This is a genomic window from Aeromonas diversa CDC 2478-85 (assembly GCF_000819805.1).
Classification (GTDB): Bacteria; Pseudomonadota; Gammaproteobacteria; order Enterobacterales; family Aeromonadaceae; genus Aeromonas; species Aeromonas diversa.
Window position 1 is genome coordinate 38,835 of the sequence record NZ_CDCE01000004.1, and the last position, 16,114, is coordinate 54,948.

Below are 16,114 nucleotides of genomic sequence, written 5' to 3' on the forward strand. Positions count from 1 at the left end.
ATAACCTGATAGTATGGGGGCACCAAGCATACCACAGCAGGGATTGCATGCCCTCTGCCCTCATCCCGGCCCATCTAAGGAGCGGCGTTGTTCAACGGTTTTGAAAAAGAGCTGCACGATCTCGTCACCCATTTTCTCGGCCTGTTGTTGTTGCTGTTTCATACGGTCATAGTGGCGGGGATTTCCCTACGCGTGATCCAGAAGAGGCGACCCATCGGGGTCTCTCTGGCCTGGCTCTCCCTCATCTATGCCATCCCCTTTGCCGGCGTCGGTTTCTACATACTGTTTGGCGAAATCCGCCTCGGTCGCCGTCGCGGTGAGCGGGCCAAGACCATGTACACCCCTTATGCTGTCTGGATCCGTCAGCTGGCCAGCCGCTTTCCCCAGTATCGCTGCCCGGTGGGCGAGAAGGCCGCCCCCCTGCACGATCTGGTGCAGGGGCGCCTCGGCATGCCGATGCTCTCGGGCAATCGCATGACCCTGCTCGATCATCCGGAGCGCATTCTCGGCGAGATTGCGCGCGATATCCGCCGTGCCACGCAATCTTGCTATCTCGAGTTCTACATCTGGAACCCGGGCGGCTGGGCCGATGAGGTGGGGGAGGCGCTGCTCGAGGCGTCGCAGCGCGGCGTGGATTGTCGCGTCCTGCTCGATTCGGTGGGGAGCAAGGCCTTTTTCCGCTCTTCCTGGCCCAGGCGTCTGCACGAGGCCGGGGTGCGCCTGGTCGAGGTGCTGCCGGTCGGCGCCTGGCGCATACCCTTCCAGCGCCAGGATCTGCGCATGCACCGCAAGCTGGTGGTGATCGACGACAAGGTGGGCTACACCGGCTCCATGAACATGGTCGATCCGCGCTTCTTCAAGCAAGATGCCGGTGTCGGTCAGTGGGTCGACATCATGCTCAGGGTCGAGGGGCCCATGGTGCCCCTCATGTGGTCGCTGTTCGTGTGGGATTGGGAGATGGAGACCGGCGAGCGTCTGCTCGACAGCCTGCAGCATCAGCCCGAAGCCTGGCCGCTTATCAACGTTCGCACCCAGCTCATCCCTTCAGGCCCGTTTGAGGGGGGGGACTGCATCCAGCAGATCCTGCTGCTCTCTGTGTATCAGGCCAGAGAGCGCCTGATCCTGACCACCCCCTACTTCGTACCCGATGACTCCCTGGCCGCCGCCTTGCGCTCGGCGGCCGATCGCGGGGTGCAGGTGCAGCTTATCCTGCCCCATCGCAACGACTCACGCCTCGCCCACCATGCGGGCAACGCCTTTCTTGAGGAGCTGCTCGAATCGGGGGTGGAGATCTACCGCTACGATGCGGGGCTGCTGCACACCAAGAGTGTGCTGGTGGACGGGGACTTTGCGCTGGTGGGTACGGTCAACCTGGATCGGCGCAGCCTCTGGCTCAACTTCGAGATGACCCTGCTGGTGGATAATCCGGCGTTTGTCGGGCAACTGCGTCAGCTGGTGGAAGGGTACATGGAGAAGGCCAGCCCCATGACGCTGGTCCAGTGGCGCCAACGTCGCTGGCACCGGCGCATGATGGAGAATCTCTGCTATCTCTTCAGTCCCCTGCTCTGAGAGCTTGTCATTGTGCCCGCCGCTTCGTAGAGTGCCTGCTGTTATCTGACTAACGGGATGAAAAGAATGAAAAAGAGGGTGACGGGTGGAGTCGTCGTACTCCTGCTGGCCGGCGCGGCAGGCAGTTGCTGGTATACGGGCAAGAGCATCGATGAGCAGATCCCCGTGCAGTTTGCCAAGCTCCAGCAGGAGAGTGGCCTGCAGTTGGAGTGGCTGCCCGGTGAGTCCGGGCTGTTTCGGCGCGACGGGGACGTCAAGGTAACCCTCACGACCGAGGTGCTGCAGCGCCTTGGCGCGGATGCCAGTCTCGACAAACCCGTCGACATCTACCTTCATAGCCGGACGACCATCTTCCCCCTCTACGGGCGCACCCTGGTGACACTCGACAAGCAGCGTGGTGATATGGCCGCACTGCTGACTGAGCTGGGGTTGCAGGGGTGGGAACCCACCCTGGATAGCCGCATTAGCTACTGGAATGGGCGCAATGCCTCCCGCCTCATGCTGCCCGAGATCAAGCTCGACGAGCAGGGCAGCACCATAGCGCTGCATCCGCTGACCCTCGATTACAGCGGCGATCTGACCGGCAGCGGCCGAGTCACCTTCGATTGGCAGGGGATGCAGTATCGCGAGAGCGACGAGTCCCTCGAGCTGACGCTGGCAGGGGCCAGCGGCAGTGCGGATCTCGACCGGGTTGCCGGCATCTGGATGGTACCCGCCAGCGAGGGCAAGCTGGCCAGTCTCTCGGTTAAAGCCGGTGAGGCCTTCACCATGACGCTGCAGGGGATGAGCTCCCACTCGCGGCTGGAAGGGGACACGGCCGATACCCTGGGCAGCCAGTATGAGACCGGTTTTGAGCGCCTCAATCTGGAGCTGGAAGGGGAGAAGGTTGCCCTGAGCGAGGGGGCGCTCGCCCTGCATCTCAAGGGGATGGATCTGGAGGGATATCGTGACTTGGCGCAGGCCAATGGTGGCGAGCTGGATCCGGCCAAGCTGGAGCTGGCCCTCAACAAACTGCTCGGCAGGGGGATGACGCTGGAGCTGGATCGCCTGTCGGCCCGCATCAATGGGGAGCCGGTAGCCGTCAAGGGTAATCTGGTGCTCTCCTCCACGACCCTGGCACAGCTGACCAACGGGGTGGATGGATGGCGTGCCCTCACAGGCCAGTTCGACGCCACCGTCTCGGGCAAGCTGGGTGAGGCGCTCCCTCAGGCGGCGCCGGCGCTTCAGAGTCTGACCGAGATGGGCTACTTCAAGCGCGATGGCGATAGCCTCAAGGCCGACATCAATCTGGCACAGGGCAAGGTGACCATCAATAGCCTGCCGCTCATGTAGCCCTCATCAAAAAGGCGCCCTCGGGCGCCTTTTTTGTGACTACTTGAACACCACCGTCTTGTTGCCGTGAACGAACACGCGCTCACACAGCACCAGCTCGAGGGCGCGCGAGAGCACGGATTTCTCCACATCGCGGCCGGCCTTGGCCATGGCCTCGGCATCGAAGGCATGGTCCACGTGGATCACGTCCTGCTCGATGATAGGGCCTTCGTCCAGGTCGTCGGTGACGAAGTGGGCGGTGGCGCCGATGATCTTGACGCCGCGGTTGAAGGCTTGCAGATAGGGGCGAGCCCCGATAAAGGCGGGCAGGAAGGAGTGATGGATGTTGATGATCTTGCGTGGATAAGCCGCCACAAACTCAGGGGTCAGTACCCGCATATACTTGGCCAGCACCACGTAATCGGGGGTATAGCCGTCGATGATCTGGCGCACCTGCTGCTCGTGTTCGCCGCGCTCGAGCCCCTCGTGGGAGACGGTATGAAACGGGATATCGAACTTGCCGCACAGCTCGGCCAGGGCATCGTAGTTACCTATGACGGCGGCGATCTCGATATCGAGGGCACCGGCATAGCTCTTCATTAATATGTCGCCGAGACAGTGCGCCTCTTTAGTGACCAGGATCACCACCCGCTTGGCCCCCGCCTTGACCAGACGGCGTGAGGCGCCCTGAGGCAAGGCATCATCGAGGTCGGCCAGCAGGGTTTCGTCGTTGAAACGTCCCTCCAGCTCGGTACGCATGAAGAAACGTCCCTGCTCATGATCCACGAACTCATCGTTCTTGATGATGTTGAGCTGGTGCTTGTAGCAGATGTTGGTGATCTTGGCGATCAGCCCCTTGGCGTCGGGGCAGTCGGTCAGCAATATTTTCTTTTCCATTTTCTCTGTCATCGTGTCCATTGTGATGGGCGTCGCGCGCCGTTTTTGTCGCACTATGCCATGAGAGTAGGCGCAGGCGCCACGACTGCGTGACCGCTTCCACAGAGAAGAACTTTTTTCCGGTGCACCCTAGTCTCGAGCAAAGGTTTTCACTACCCTGTCGCTGCTTATTCTCAGGGCGGGGTGCAATTCCCCACCGGCGGTATCCTGCCTCGGCAGGGAGCCCGCGAGCGCCCGACTCAGGTCGGGGTCAGCAGATCCGGTGAGAGGCCGGAGCCGACGGTGATAGTCCGGATGAAAGAGGATAAGGGCGCGGGTGTGCGGACATAGTGTCTGCGCCTCTGTGCTTCTGTCTGCCTTTCTGTGCCCTGATTCTGGTATGTGTTAATTAACGGAGTATTACCATGAATCAGTCTCTGCTTTCCCCCTTCGGATCCCCTCTCGAGCGTGTCGAGGCGGCCCTCGAGGCCCTGCGTCAGGGTCGTGGCGTCTTGGTTGCCGACGATGAAGACCGTGAAAATGAAGGGGATCTCATCTTCGCCGCCGAGTCCATGACCCACGAACAGATGGCCATGATGATCCGCGAGTGTTCCGGCATCGTCTGCCTCTGCCTGACCGAGGAGCGGGTGCGCCGCCTCGAGTTGCCCATGATGGTTGAGGCCAACTCGAGCCAGTATCAGACCGCCTTCACCGTCACCATAGAGGCGGCCGAGGGGGTCACCACAGGCGTCTCGGCGGCCGATCGCATCACCACCATTCGCGCCGCCATCGCCGACGATGCCCGTCCGTCCGATCTCAACCGTCCCGGTCACGTCTTCCCACTGCGCGCCCGTGAGGGTGGCGTACTGACCCGCCGTGGCCACACCGAGGCAACCGTGGATCTGATGACGCTCGCGGGTCTCAAGCCGTTTGGTGTCTTGTGTGAGCTGACCAAGGAGGATGGCTCCATGGCCCGTTTGCCGGATCTGGTCGCCTTCGGTTTGAAACAGGGCATGCCGGTATTGACCATAGAGGATCTGGTGCAGTATCGTCTGGCGCTGTTGAGATAGGGGCTCAATGGCAGATGAGGTTTGTCATTTCATTTGCAATTGGTTACGCTCTGTCTCGGCTTTGATGGGAATTTCACCAATTTTTGTTTCGCCTGATGCTTTTTTGGGCGATCGAAAAAAAATGAGTGAATTAATGCATTTATCCTTGAAAAGCCCTATGCAAACTTCTTTTTATTTGTGCCATAATTACGCCGCTTGCTAAACGTCTGGCGAGTTAAAGGGAGCTAAAAATGAAAAAAATGCTGTTGGTAGGTGTTGTAGGTCTGTCTGCTCTGCTGGGCGGTTGTGCTAACACCGAGCTGGAAACCTCTGTTCAGAACCTGTCTAACAAGGTTGATCAACTGGCTCAAGATGTTAGCGCCGTTCGTGCTGACCAGTCCAAGATCGCTGCCGACGTAGCTGATGCCAAGGCTGAAGCTGCTCGTGCTAACCAGCGCCTGGACAACATGGCTACTTCCTACAAGAAGTAATTCATGTAAAAAGTGGCGCAGGCAACTGCGCCATTTTTTTCGCCTCCAATCAGGTGGTCTGACCACTCTCTCCTTTCTTCCCTCTTTATGCTTACCGGAATCAAAAAAGCCGGTCGAGCGACCGGCTTCTCATCTCAGTAGAGCAGGCTATAGAGCTTGCGCCGCCAGACCGATGCGACCGGCGTGGTCCCCATGGTATTGAGAATGTCGAGGTAGATCTTCCTCGCCTCGCCAAATCCCAGATCCTTGCGAAGTATGGTCATCAGCAGCTCCAGTGCTTCTTCCTGTCGGCCTGCGGCATGGTACAGCACGGCCAGCTCCTGGCTGATGGCGAAATCGTCGGGGCGAGCGGCATGTTGCTCTTCGAGGGCGCGAAGCTCGGGGCTGTCTGAGGCCTGACGCGCCAGATCCAGACGCGAGCAGAGCTGCTGGTAGTGATCATCCTGCGCCACCATGGGGATAGTCGCGAGGCGCTGCTGCGCCTGATCCAGCTGGTTGAGATCCAGCTCCGCCTGAATGAGCCAGAGGGCGATGTCATGTCGCTCCGGCGCCAGTTGATGGGCGCGGGTCAGCAGGGGGAGGGCATCGCCGGCGGCGCCTTGAGCCAGCAGCTCACGGCCCTGACCCAGCAGAGTCTCCTCTTCGCGGGGCGCGAAGGCGGCAAAGTAGTGACGCAGTGCGGCCTCGTCCTGAGGACCTTCCAGAAAACCCTCTTCGTCCGGGCGACCCTGATGAAACTTCACCAGCGCCGGAAGGGCGCGCAGGGCCAGCTGGGTAGCCAGAGACTGCAGCTGGGGGTCATTCATATCGACCTTGGCCAGGGTGACGGCCGGGTTGTCCTGGCCGACCAGGGCCTCAACCACCGGGGTCATCGCCTGGCATTCGGGCATCTGGGGGGCATGGAAATAAATCACCACCGGCTTTTGCATGGAGGCATCGAGCAGGGCGGCGTGAAAATTCTGGGGAGTAATGTCGACGATCATACGGAGGCTCTCGCTACGGATTAATGCCTAGATGGGGGGGCTCGGGGCAGATTTCAAGCCTCTCGTCGAGCCAGTGCCAGACAAGCTGATGGGCGTTTGGGGTCGCGACGGCGAGCCACCCCTTCTCAAAGGGGGTGTCACTCACCTCATAAGAGTGCTGGTCGAGACGATTTTCCAGTCGCCAGTGCTGCGCCGGATGGAAGATGATCTTGTCGAGACCGGCTGCCAGCCCACCCCCGTGTGCCTTGAGAAGCGCCTCCTTGCGCGCCCAGAGCCGGTAGAAGCCATCTGCCAGCGCCTCGCTGGGCAAGGTCTCGAGCCAGCGGCTCTCGTCGGCGGCGAAGAAGCGTCGGGCCAGTTTCAGCAGATCCCTCGTCCGTCCACCCAGCTCCAGATCGACGCCGACCGGCGCGCTCCGGCACAGTGCCAGCACCAACCAGTCGCCACTGTGAGAGAGGTTGAAGTGGTACTCCCCGTCGAGCAGCCGGGGTTTACCCTGCTCTGTAGCCCCAAAGTGCAGTGCCTGATCCGGCAGGCGATGGCCCAGCTCACGGCGCAGCAGGGCTCGACTGAGGAGCCACTGCCTGGCCCTGTGGGGAGAGGAAAGCGTGGTCGCATGCTGGCGTTCGTCGGGTGAGAGCAGCGCCAGCAGCTCGGGTGAAATCGGCGTCTGCACCTGGGTGAGGGAGAGCAGGAAGAGGTCGACCCGATGCGCCATTTTTCACTCCAAAAAGGGTTTGAAGCGCCAATAAAACCACATTTGCTATCGGCAAGATAGCCTTGCCGAGAATTGTCTATTGTTTGGCCACGATCACATTTGACATGAAAAATAAGGATTTTTTGCAAAAAAATGTGATGTCGATGGGTTTTATTTCTTGATCTGACCCGTTTCTTCTTTATAGTCGAAACCTATTGTCTTTAAAGGTTCTGGGAACCTGATTGTAACCTATTGATTACATTTAGGAGATAAGGGATTGCGTTATCTGATGCTACTGTTGGTTGCGCTGGGCATGGCGGGCTGCTCTTCGACGCCCGATCCTGATCTGGCGAGCAAGATCGAAGTCTCCATGGTCGAGCCGGTCATCGAGCCCGAGAGCAGTGCCCCCAGCCTCGACGACATCATGATGGTTTATAAGGAGTGGCGTGGCGTTCCTTACCGGATGGGCGGCACCACCCAGCGCGGCGTTGACTGCTCCGCCTTTGCCCGTGAGGTGTTTCGCGATGCCCTCGGCATCGAGTTGCCTCGCTCCACCCGCTCTCAGGTGCACGAAGGGACCCGGGTTGCACGCAACGAGCTGGTGGAAGGGGATCTGGTCTTCTTCAAGATCAACTCCCGCCTCAACCACGTCGGCATCTATGTGGGGAACGGTGAGTTCATTCATGCCTCGACCCGCAAGGGCGTGACCCGCTCCAAGCTGGATGACCGCTACTGGCGGGCCAAGTTCTGGCAGGCAAGACGCATCGAGATCTGATGGCTCGTCCCTCTGGAAAAACGGCTCAAGCAGCCTGGACCGTTTCTCCAGATAGACAGTCAGGGCCCCTTCGGGGGCCCTTGGCATTTGTGCAGACCGCCACTATAGTGAGCGCCGGTTTTTTCAGGCGAGCCTTCTCATGTCGACCCCACCCCGCAATGGTCTTCACCCCCGCAACCGCCATCGCAATGGCTATGACTTCAAGGCACTGACCCAGGCGCACCCGCCTCTGGCTCCCTTCGTCAGACCCGGCCCTCATGGGCGACTCACCATCGATTTTGCCGATCCCCTTGCGGTCAAGGCCCTCAATGCCGCCATCTTGCTCGCCATGTATCGTCTGCGATTTTGGGACATTCCGGCCGGTTACCTCTGTCCGCCGATACCGGGTCGGGTCGACTACCTGCACCATCTGGCGGATCTGTTGGCGGACGGCAAGACGGTGCCTCGTGGTAAAGAGGTGCGCCTGCTCGACATCGGCACCGGTGCCAACTGTATCTACCCCTTGCTCGGGCATCAGGAGTACGGGTGGAGCTTCGTCGGCTCGGATGTGGAGTCAGCCTCTCTCAAGAGCGCGAGCCTTATCGTGCAGAGCAACGCCCTGCAGCGGCAGATAGAGTGCCGTCTACAGCCTGATCGGCGCCACATCTTCCAAGGCTTGATAAAGCCGGACGACGACTTCGCGGCAACCCTCTGCAATCCTCCGTTTCATGCCTCGGCCAAAGAGGCCAGCAGCGGTAGCGAGCGCAAGCTGCGTAATCTGGCCCGCTCCCGTGGGGATCGCCAGCCGCAGGGCGGCAAGGGGCCGCGGCTAAACTTCGGCGGCCAGCACAACGAGCTCTGGTGCGATGGTGGGGAGCTGGCTTTCCTGCGCCGCATGATTGCCGAGAGTGCCGCGTTTGCGACCCAGTGTGGCTGGTTTACCACCCTGGTTTCCAAGGGGGATAACCTGGCCCCGGCTCGTAAGGCACTGGCTGCGGTCAACGCCGGCGAGGTGCGAGTGATCCCCATGGAGCAGGGCAACAAGGTGACCCGGATCCTGGCCTGGCGCTTCCCCAAAATGGGGTCATGAGCCCAGCCTCCAGGGGGGATGTGAGTGTCCACTTCGCCCTTTGGTACAGCTGTACGCCGAGATTTTTTTGCAATTTCACCTGCGACTTTCTTAAAATAGTCACTGGTTTGACCTGTCCAAGGCACACCCTGACTGAAAGGAAAGGTTGATGAAGGTTGTCGATTTTCTGAAGCGCAAGAAGGAGATCCTGGCGCAACATCCATTCGAGCTCAAGGATTGGCTCTCTCCCGCCATACGCGATTATTGGCACGAGTTTCAGCAAAAAGCCCAGCACCATCCCCTGTTTGGCCGGGTGATCGAGTGGGGCGATGCCGCCCAACCGCAGGCACAGACGGCCCAGCACGTTGCCGAGGCCCAGGTGGTCAACGGATCGCCCGAAGTGAGCACGATTGCCCTGGAAGGGGAGGCGGCCGCCGTCTATGAGCAGCTGCTCGGCCGGGTGGGTGAAGAGACCCACGTGGGTGAGTGGTTACTGGTGGATCAGGCCATGATCGACGGCTTTGCCCGGGTCACGGGAGATCATCAGTGGATCCACACCAATCCGGAGCGTGCCGCCGCCGAGTCTCCCTTCAAGACCACCATAGCCCACGGTTTCCTGACCTTGGCCTTGCTCCCGCAGCTGACCGGCTCGGTGGACGAGAGCAACCCCGAGTTTCCCACCGCCCGCATGGTGGTGAACTTTGGTCTCGACTCGGTGCGCTTCCCCTATCCCATCAAGGTGGATAGTCGCGTTCGAGCTCGCACCAAGCTGGCCAGAGTGACCCCGATCAAGGGCGGGATCGAGCTCCTCAAGGAGATCAAGGTAGAGATCGAAGGGGTGCGTCGCCCCGGTTGCGTCATCGAGTCGCTCACTCGTCTCTACTTCTGATGCCGCTGCATCATATGGACAGGGCCTGCGGGCCCTGTCGTCGTTAGTGGCCGCTCAACAGAGTCTGATAGCGGCCGCTGGTGCGAAGGTGGCGCAGCCCCGCATCGAAGCGGTCGCGCACCTTGGGATCGCCGAAGGCGAAGTGATAGACGGTGGGGGCAAAGAGCGGATTCTCGATGGCTCTGCCTCTGTCATAGAGGGCCGGCGACTTCCTGGCGAAGTGAGCCCGGTAGTACTCGAAGATGCGCCTCTCCAGCACTATGGCCTGGGCCCGCCCCTCGAACAGCTGGCGCACCTGCTGTGCCTGGCGTGACTGCTCCTGATAGGAGTGGCCCAAGGCGGCCGCATGGTCGAAATCGGCCCCCAGGATCTCGCGAGCCTTGGGGAAGGCGACCAGATGCAGGCCCGCCAGCTCGTCGAGCCGCTTGATCCTGCGGGGGGCCAGGGTGAAGACGCGGTTATAGAAGGTGATGACGGGGGCCGACAAGTATCCCCGCTTCAGCATGCCCGGTTTGACATTGATGATGGCGTCGAGCTTGCCTTGCTCCATCAGCTCGAAAGTCTGGCGCAGGGGCAGGTAGTGAAACGAGAGGCGGTAGGGGGTCTCGGCCAGCGCCTCCCGCAGCAGGTTGAGCTCGATGCCGCCGCTATCTTCACGGATCACGTAGGGAGGGATGGCGAAGCTGACCCCAACCTTCAGTGTTTCGGCTGACACGCAGTGGGCCAGCAAGGCGATAACGACGCCGACGATGCCTCTTATCATCTCTCCTCCGGGCCCCCGACGAAGGGACCTTGTCGCTTAACCGAGCAGCCCCTGCAGGGGGTGGATCCAGACCGCCTCGCCCGGGTAAATCGCGCCCTGGGAGGGCAGGATCTCGATGAGGCAGTTGGCGCGCGCGAGGGAGCTCAAGATCCCCGAGCCTTGAGGCCCTGTGGTGCGCACCACCAGCTGACCGTTGGCATCCTGCTCGGCGATGCCACGCAAGAACTCGCTGCGCCCCGGGCGGCTCTGTATCGGCTCCAGGGCGCGAGCCTTGAGGCGCCACGGTTGCCAGCTGCGGCCTTGCAGGGCATGCAGGGCCGGCAGCACGAATTGCAGGAAGCAGACCACTGCCGCCACCGGATTGCCCGGCAGGCCGAAGAAGGGCGTCCCTGCCAGCTTGCCAAAGGCGAGGGGGCGCCCCGGGCGCATCTGGATATGCCAGAAGTCCACGGTTCCCAGCGCCGCCAGGGCGTTGCGGATAAAGTCCGCATTGCCCACCGATACTCCACCCGAGCTCAGCACCAGATCGCATTCGGCCGCGGCCAGACTCAAGGCGCTCTCTATCGCGGCCTGCTGGTCGGGCAAGATCCCCAGATCCACCACCTCGCCACCGGCGCGCTCGATGAGGGCGCGCAAGGTGACGCGGTTGCTGTCGTAGATGGCGCCCGGGCGCAGAGGCTCTCCGGGGGCCTGCACCTCGTCCCCCGTGCTAAAGAGCGCCACCTTGAGGGGCGTCAGTACCGTCAACTCCCGGTACCCCAAAGAGGCGGCCAGCCCCAGCTCTGGGGCCCTGAGGCGGGTGGTGTGAGGAATGGCGACGGTGCCGGCGGCGAGATCTTCCCCCGCCTGACGCACGTTCTGGCCCCGCGTGATGGGCGCGCCGAAGCGCACCACGCCTGCCTCCTCAACGGCCTGCTCGCGCATCACCACGGTATCGACCCCGGCCGGCAGGAGCGCCCCCGTCATGATCCGTACCGCCTCGCCCGGTGCCACCCGGCGTGGGCTCGGGTGACCGGCCAGCACCTCACCCACCAGCTGCCACTGGCCGCAGGCGAGATCCGCGCCGCACAGGCCGTAACCATCCATGGCCGAGTTGGCGTGGGGCGGTACGTTTACCGGGCTTGTCAGGTCCCCTGCCAGCACCCGGCCCAGACAGTGGGCCAGGGGCAGCGTCTGGTGGTGGGGATGAGGGATGAGGGCCTTAAGAATGCGCCCGCGAGCCTGCTCGACCGACAGGGGGGCGGCGCTCTGGGGGGCGCCGTCATCCGGGGACGAGGCGGCCAGGCGGGCCTCGATAAAGTCGGCGATGCCGATCTCATTGAACGGCAGTTGCGGCACAGTGAGGTCGAGGGGGACGTCCGAGGCGACGGCCAGAAGCTCCTCGGGGCGAACCTCGGGCAGTGGCTTGCCCAGAGCGGCGCGATGCAGGGCTATCTTGGGGATGGGATCGTGCTTGAACCCCTCGACCAGGATGAGATCGAGGGCGCGCCGATCCAGCTTGGCCAGGGAGGGCTCACCCTGCGGGGTCTCGGTCAGGTGGGCGTGGCGCCGGGCCGAGGCGATCAGCACCTGGTTGGCCCCGGCCTGACGCAGGCGCCAGCTATCCTTGCCCGGTTGATCCAGATCGAAGTCGTGATGGGCGTGTTTGAGCACGGCCAGACGCAGCCCCCTCTTGGTGAGCTCGGGGATCAGCTTTTCGAGCAGCGTGGTCTTGCCGGTGCCGCTCCAGGCGGCGAAGCCGATGATGGGGAGATCCGGGTCAGTCGGTTTCATGGCGGGCGAGCTCATCTGGGCTGTTCAAGTTGTCAAAGGCGTGCGGGCAGTCGGAGAAATCGGCCAACACCATGGCGTGACGGGCGTACCAGCGATCGACGCGGCGCTCCCCGGCGGCCAGGGTGTCGGCGAGCGACGCCCTGAGGCTGCGCTTGATCAGGGCCACCGCCGGCTGCAGCCACTCGCCGTCGTGGGCCACCACCACCTCGCACTCAGGGGTACGGGCGGCGCAGAGGCGCTGCGCCAGATCCAGCGGGAGGAAGGGGGTGTCACAGGGGACGAACAGCACCCAGTCGCTCTCGGCGGCGTCCAGTCCTGCCAGTATGCCGGCCAGGGGACCCGGGTAGTCGGCCAGGGTATCGCGAACGATAGGGGCGAGCGCCTGGTAACGGGCCAGATTGCGGTTGGCATTGATGAGCAGGCGGTCGACCTGGGGGGCGAGGCGCTCTTGCACGTGGCAGATGAGGGGCTTGCCCCTAAGGGGGATCCATCCCTTGTCGCTGCCCCCCATACGGGTGGCACGGCCACCGGCGAGGATGACGGCGAAGAGGGAGTCAGGCGCGTTGGACATGGGCATCTCTTGTTGGCATGCGATAGGGGGGCAGGTGATGCGGGGCGCGATATAGCAACCCGCTCTCCCGTGGGCATGTTACCTAGCCCCGGTCGCCCAGATCTTGCGTCAGAACGGTCCTCAGGGCAATGGTGTGGCTGCCCGCAAGGGGCCCATAACGAAACGGCGGCCCGTGGGCCGCCGTTTTCTCTCTTATTGGCAGTTATGCCTGCTTCTGGCGCTTCTCCGAGCTTTTCATGATGAGGCGGAAGAAGAGCGGGATGAAGAAGATGGCGATGAAGGTCGCCGCCAGCATGCCGCCGATCACCGGCCAGCCGAGGGCGTGGCGGCTCGCGGCGCCGGCGCCGCTGGAGGTGACCAGGGGCACACAGCCGAGGATAAACGCCAGCGAGGTCATCACGATGGGACGGAAGCGCAGGCGCGCCGCCTCCAGGGCCGACTCGATGAGGCTCATCCCTTCTTCATGCTTCATGACCGCGAACTCCACGATCAGGATGGCGTTCTTGGCCGCCAATCCCACCAGCGTCACCAGACCTATCTGGAAGTAGACGTTGTTGGTGAGCCCCACGGCCCAGGTGGCGAGCAGGGCGCCGAACAGGGCGAACGGCACGGCGGTGATCACCGCAAACGGCAGGCTCCAGCGCTCATACTGGGCGGCCAGGATGAGGAAGATCATCACGATGCCGAAGCCAAATGCCATGGCGGCGCTGCCGGCGGCCGCTTTCTCCTGGTAGGCGGCGCCAGTCCACTCCAGCTTGGCGTCGTTGCCGAGCGTCTGGGCGGCGACCTCTTCCAGAGCCTTGATGGCCTGGCCCGAGCTCACCCCCGGCGCCGGCTGGGCCATGATCTTGGCGGCCGGGAAGATGTTGAAACGCTCGACCAGTTCGGGGCCGGTGGCATCGCGCACCGTCACCAGGCTGGTGAGGGGGATCATCTCGCCGCTGTTGGAGCGGACATAGACGTTGCGGATGTCATCCTTCTTGGCGCGGTAGTCCGCCTCGGACTGCAACTGCACCCGGTAGGTACGACCGAACTGGTTGAAGTCGTTGACATAGACCTGGCCGAAGGTGGCCTGCATGGTGTCGAACACGGCGTTGATGGGCAGCCCCAGCGCCTTGGCCTTCTCGCGATCGAGATCCAGGAAGACCTGGGGCACGTTGGCACGGAAGGTGGTGGTCACGCTGGCAAACTCAGGGCGCTCCTTGGCCGCGTCGAGCAGACGCTGCACCTCACCCGCGAAGGCGTGCACGTCGCCGGTGCCGCGGTTCTGCAGATAGCCTTCGAGGCCCCCGGTGGTGGACATGCCCTGGATGGGGGGCGGGTTGAAGGTGGCGGTGAAGCCATCGGCCAGCCCCATCAGGCTCATCCCCTGGAAGGTCTTGGCCAGGGAGAAGGAGTCCTGTCCTGCCCCGTTACGCTCGCTCCAGTCTTTGAGCGTCACGAAGGTGAGGCCGCGGTTGCTGATGATGGAGCCCGACAGGATGTCAAAGCCCGAGAAGGTGATCACATCCTTCACATTGGGGTTGGCCATGGCCATCTTGTCAAAATCATTGGCGACCGCCTGGGTACGGGTCAGGGCGGCGGCATCGGGCAGCATCACCGAGCCGATGAGGTAGCCCTGATCCTCGTCCGGCACCAGGGCGCCCGGCACCTTGTGAAACAGCACATAGCTGCTGCCGAGGATGATGGCGATGATGCCGAAGGCCACGCCGACGCGGCGGTTGAGGAAGGCCACCCCGCGCACATAGCGGCGAGTCAGCTGATCAAAGGCGTTGTTGAACCAGACGAAGAAGCGGGCCGGCTGGTGGTGACCCTCTTTGAGCAAGATGGCGCACAGGGCCGGCGACAGGGTCAGTGCCACCAGGCCGGAGATGGCCACCGACACGGCGATGGTGATGGCGAACTGCTTGTACATCACCCCGGTCATGCCGCCCATGAAGGCGACCGGCAGGAACACGGCGCAGAGCACCAGCACGATGGCGACCACGGGGCCGGAGACCTCCTGCATGGCGAGGACGGCGGCCTCCTTGGCGGAGCACTTCTTCTCGCTCATGATCCGCTCGACGTTCTCCAGCACCACGATGGCGTCATCCACCACGATACCGATGGCGAGCACCATGCCGAACAGGGTCAGCAGGTTGATGGAGAAGCCCAGCATCAGCATGCCGGCGAAGGTACCGATGAGCGACACCGGCACCGCGATACAGGGGATCAGGGTGGCACGGAAGTTCTGCAGGAACAGGTAGACCACCACGAACACCAACACGATCGCCTCGAGCAGGGTGTGAACCACCTCCTCGATGGAGATCTTCACGAAGTCGGTGGTGTCATAGGGAATCTGATACTCCACGTCCTGCGGGAAGCGTTGCTGCAGGCGCTCCAAGGTGGCGCGCACCTGCTCGGCCACGGCGACCGCGTTGGCACCCGGTTGCAGGTAGGTGGCGATACCGATGGCCGGCTTGCCGTTGGCGCGGGCCAGCACGTCGTAGTCTTTGCCGCCGAGCTCGACCCGGGCGACGTCGCGGACACGGATCTTGGAGCCGTCCGGCATGGCGCGGATGATGATGTTCTCGAACTCCTTCACGTCATCGAGGCGCCCCTTGGTCTGCACCGTGTAGGTGAAGTCGGTGGGGGTGCTGGTGGGCTGGGAGCCGATCTTGCCCGCTGCGAACTGGGTGTTCTGCTCGCGGATGGCGCCGATCACATCGCTCGGGGTGAGTTGCAGCTGCGCCAGCCGGTCCGGGCGCAGCCAGATCCGCATGGCGTAGTCGGTGCCGCCGAACAGGGCGGTGTCACCCACGCCAGGGATACGTTTCAGCTCGTCGATGATGTTGAGCAGGGCGTAGTTCGACAGATAGGTGGTATCAAACGAGCCGTTCGGCGATTGCAGTGTCACCACCTGCAGGATGGAGGTGGACTTCTTGCGCACCGTCACCCCCTGCTTCTTCACCTCTTCCGGCAGCTGGGCCATGGCGGCCGAGACCCGGTTGTTGACGTCTATGGTCGCCTGATCGGGATCGACCCCGATGTCGAAGTAGACGTTGAGGTTCATCTGGCCGTTGGAGGCGGAGCCGGATTGCATGTAGATCATGTTCTCGACCCCGTTGACCTGCTGTTCAATGGGAGCGGCCACGGTCTGGGAGATCACCTCCGGGGTGGCACCCGGGTAGAAGGCGGTCACCGAGACCACGGCGGGGGTGATCTGGGGATACTGCTCCACCGGGAGCGAGCGCATCGCCGCCAACCCGCCCAGCACTATGATGATCGAAATCACGCTGGCGAAGATGGGGCGCTCTATGAAGAACTTGGAAAACATGGA

Annotated in this window: 14 protein-coding genes and 1 riboswitch; of the genes, 7 read left to right on the forward strand and 7 right to left on the reverse strand. The window is 62.5% G+C overall.

The annotated features are described in order from the left end of the window. Positions 1–87 precede the first annotated feature (87 nt). Together cls and BN1121_RS00360 are read left to right on the forward strand one after the other, a co-directional pair. Positions 88–1,569 (forward strand): cardiolipin synthase, encoded by a 1,482-nt coding sequence (gene cls / locus BN1121_RS00355; RefSeq protein WP_043596935.1) that lies wholly within the window; start codon positions 88–90, stop codon positions 1,567–1,569. Positions 1,570–1,635: 66 nt separating this feature from the next. Continuing rightward, a complete protein-coding gene (locus BN1121_RS00360; RefSeq protein ID WP_005363249.1) occupies positions 1,636–2,901 on the forward strand; it encodes a DUF945 family protein in 1,266 nt (421 codons plus the stop codon). Between the two features lie 39 nt (positions 2,902–2,940). On the opposite strand, the gene purU is transcribed toward BN1121_RS00360, so the two are convergent. Continuing rightward, on the reverse strand, positions 2,941–3,777 hold the full coding sequence (gene purU / locus BN1121_RS00365) for a formyltetrahydrofolate deformylase (protein ID WP_005363250.1): 837 nt from the start codon (positions 3,775–3,777) through the stop codon (positions 2,941–2,943). A gap of 165 nt (positions 3,778–3,942) precedes the next feature. Further along, positions 3,943–4,087, forward strand: a riboswitch (FMN riboswitch). Between the two features lie 94 nt (positions 4,088–4,181). Here purU and ribB point away from each other — a divergent pair. Both ribB and BN1121_RS00375 read left to right on the forward strand, forming a co-directional pair. Further along, a complete protein-coding gene (gene ribB, locus BN1121_RS00370) occupies positions 4,182–4,826 on the forward strand; it encodes a 3,4-dihydroxy-2-butanone-4-phosphate synthase (RefSeq protein WP_005363257.1) in 645 nt (214 codons plus the stop codon). Positions 4,827–5,056: 230 nt separating this feature from the next. Next, positions 5,057–5,296: an Lpp/OprI family alanine-zipper lipoprotein gene (locus BN1121_RS00375; protein WP_005363258.1), complete on the forward strand. Its 240-nt coding sequence runs from the start codon at positions 5,057–5,059 to the stop codon at positions 5,294–5,296. 134 nt (positions 5,297–5,430) lie between these two features. Here the strand turns inward: BN1121_RS00375 and BN1121_RS00380 are convergent, their stop codons facing one another. Both BN1121_RS00380 and BN1121_RS00385 read right to left on the reverse strand, forming a co-directional pair. Then, a complete protein-coding gene (locus BN1121_RS00380; protein ID WP_005363259.1) occupies positions 5,431–6,279 on the reverse strand; it encodes a tetratricopeptide repeat protein in 849 nt (282 codons plus the stop codon). A 13-nt stretch (positions 6,280–6,292) separates the two neighbouring features. After that, positions 6,293–6,997, reverse strand: coding sequence for a 4'-phosphopantetheinyl transferase family protein (locus BN1121_RS00385; protein ID WP_043596941.1), 705 nt, complete (start codon positions 6,995–6,997; stop codon positions 6,293–6,295). Between the two features lie 268 nt (positions 6,998–7,265). Here BN1121_RS00385 and BN1121_RS00390 point away from each other — a divergent pair, with 268 nt between their 5' ends. From BN1121_RS00390 to BN1121_RS00400, 3 genes are all read left to right on the forward strand, one after another. Then, positions 7,266–7,751, forward strand: coding sequence for a C40 family peptidase (locus BN1121_RS00390; RefSeq protein WP_043158211.1), 486 nt, complete (start codon positions 7,266–7,268; stop codon positions 7,749–7,751). 139 nt (positions 7,752–7,890) lie between these two features. Further along, positions 7,891–8,820: a 23S rRNA (adenine(1618)-N(6))-methyltransferase RlmF gene (rlmF, locus tag BN1121_RS00395; protein WP_005361760.1), complete on the forward strand. Its 930-nt coding sequence runs from the start codon at positions 7,891–7,893 to the stop codon at positions 8,818–8,820. Between the two features lie 148 nt (positions 8,821–8,968). Continuing rightward, complete coding sequence (locus BN1121_RS00400) at positions 8,969–9,688, forward strand: MaoC family dehydratase (protein WP_005361757.1); 720 nt, start codon at positions 8,969–8,971, stop codon at positions 9,686–9,688. A 43-nt stretch (positions 9,689–9,731) separates the two neighbouring features. On the opposite strand, the gene BN1121_RS00405 is transcribed toward BN1121_RS00400, so the two are convergent. The 4 genes from BN1121_RS00405 to BN1121_RS00420 all read right to left on the reverse strand — a co-directional run bounded on the left by BN1121_RS00405 (position 9,732) and on the right by BN1121_RS00420 (position 16,111). After that, complete coding sequence (locus BN1121_RS00405) at positions 9,732–10,451, reverse strand: transporter substrate-binding domain-containing protein (RefSeq protein WP_005361756.1); 720 nt, start codon at positions 10,449–10,451, stop codon at positions 9,732–9,734. A 36-nt stretch (positions 10,452–10,487) separates the two neighbouring features. Further along, positions 10,488–12,224 carry a bifunctional molybdopterin-guanine dinucleotide biosynthesis adaptor protein MobB/molybdopterin molybdotransferase MoeA gene (locus tag BN1121_RS00410; RefSeq protein WP_005361755.1) on the reverse strand — a complete coding sequence of 579 codons (1,737 nt, stop codon included), beginning with the start codon at positions 12,222–12,224 and terminating at the stop codon, positions 10,488–10,490. Continuing rightward, complete coding sequence (gene mobA / locus BN1121_RS00415; RefSeq protein WP_005361754.1) at positions 12,211–12,795, reverse strand: molybdenum cofactor guanylyltransferase MobA; 585 nt, start codon at positions 12,793–12,795, stop codon at positions 12,211–12,213. The genes BN1121_RS00410 and mobA overlap by 14 nt, the downstream gene beginning before the upstream one ends. 202 nt (positions 12,796–12,997) lie before the next feature. Further along, a complete protein-coding gene (locus BN1121_RS00420) occupies positions 12,998–16,111 on the reverse strand; it encodes an efflux RND transporter permease subunit (RefSeq protein WP_005361753.1) in 3,114 nt (1,037 codons plus the stop codon). Between the last annotated feature and the right edge of the window lie 3 nt (positions 16,112–16,114).

Excerpts from the sequence above, each read along its gene's own strand:
- BN1121_RS00360 (WP_005363249.1), top strand. The coding sequence starts at position 1,636 with ATGAAAAAGAGGGTGACGGGTGGAGTCGTCGTACTCCTGCTGGCCGGC.
- BN1121_RS00405 (WP_005361756.1), bottom strand. The coding sequence starts at position 10,451 with ATGATAAGAGGCATCGTCGGCGTCGTTATCGCCTTGCTGGCCCACTGC.
- ribB (WP_005363257.1), top strand. The coding sequence starts at position 4,182 with ATGAATCAGTCTCTGCTTTCCCCCTTCGGATCCCCTCTCGAGCGTGTC.
- BN1121_RS00385 (WP_043596941.1), bottom strand. The coding sequence starts at position 6,997 with ATGGCGCATCGGGTCGACCTCTTCCTGCTCTCCCTCACCCAGGTGCAG.
- rlmF (WP_005361760.1), top strand. The coding sequence starts at position 7,891 with ATGTCGACCCCACCCCGCAATGGTCTTCACCCCCGCAACCGCCATCGC.
- BN1121_RS00375 (WP_005363258.1), top strand. The coding sequence starts at position 5,057 with ATGAAAAAAATGCTGTTGGTAGGTGTTGTAGGTCTGTCTGCTCTGCTG.
- BN1121_RS00400 (WP_005361757.1), top strand. The coding sequence starts at position 8,969 with ATGAAGGTTGTCGATTTTCTGAAGCGCAAGAAGGAGATCCTGGCGCAA.
- BN1121_RS00390 (WP_043158211.1), top strand. The coding sequence starts at position 7,266 with ATGCTACTGTTGGTTGCGCTGGGCATGGCGGGCTGCTCTTCGACGCCC.
- purU (WP_005363250.1), bottom strand. The coding sequence starts at position 3,777 with ATGGAAAAGAAAATATTGCTGACCGACTGCCCCGACGCCAAGGGGCTG.
- BN1121_RS00380 (WP_005363259.1), bottom strand. The coding sequence starts at position 6,279 with ATGATCGTCGACATTACTCCCCAGAATTTTCACGCCGCCCTGCTCGAT.
- BN1121_RS00420 (WP_005361753.1), bottom strand. The coding sequence starts at position 16,111 with ATGTTTTCCAAGTTCTTCATAGAGCGCCCCATCTTCGCCAGCGTGATT.
- BN1121_RS00410 (WP_005361755.1), bottom strand. The coding sequence starts at position 12,224 with ATGAAACCGACTGACCCGGATCTCCCCATCATCGGCTTCGCCGCCTGG.
- mobA (WP_005361754.1), bottom strand. The coding sequence starts at position 12,795 with ATGTCCAACGCGCCTGACTCCCTCTTCGCCGTCATCCTCGCCGGTGGC.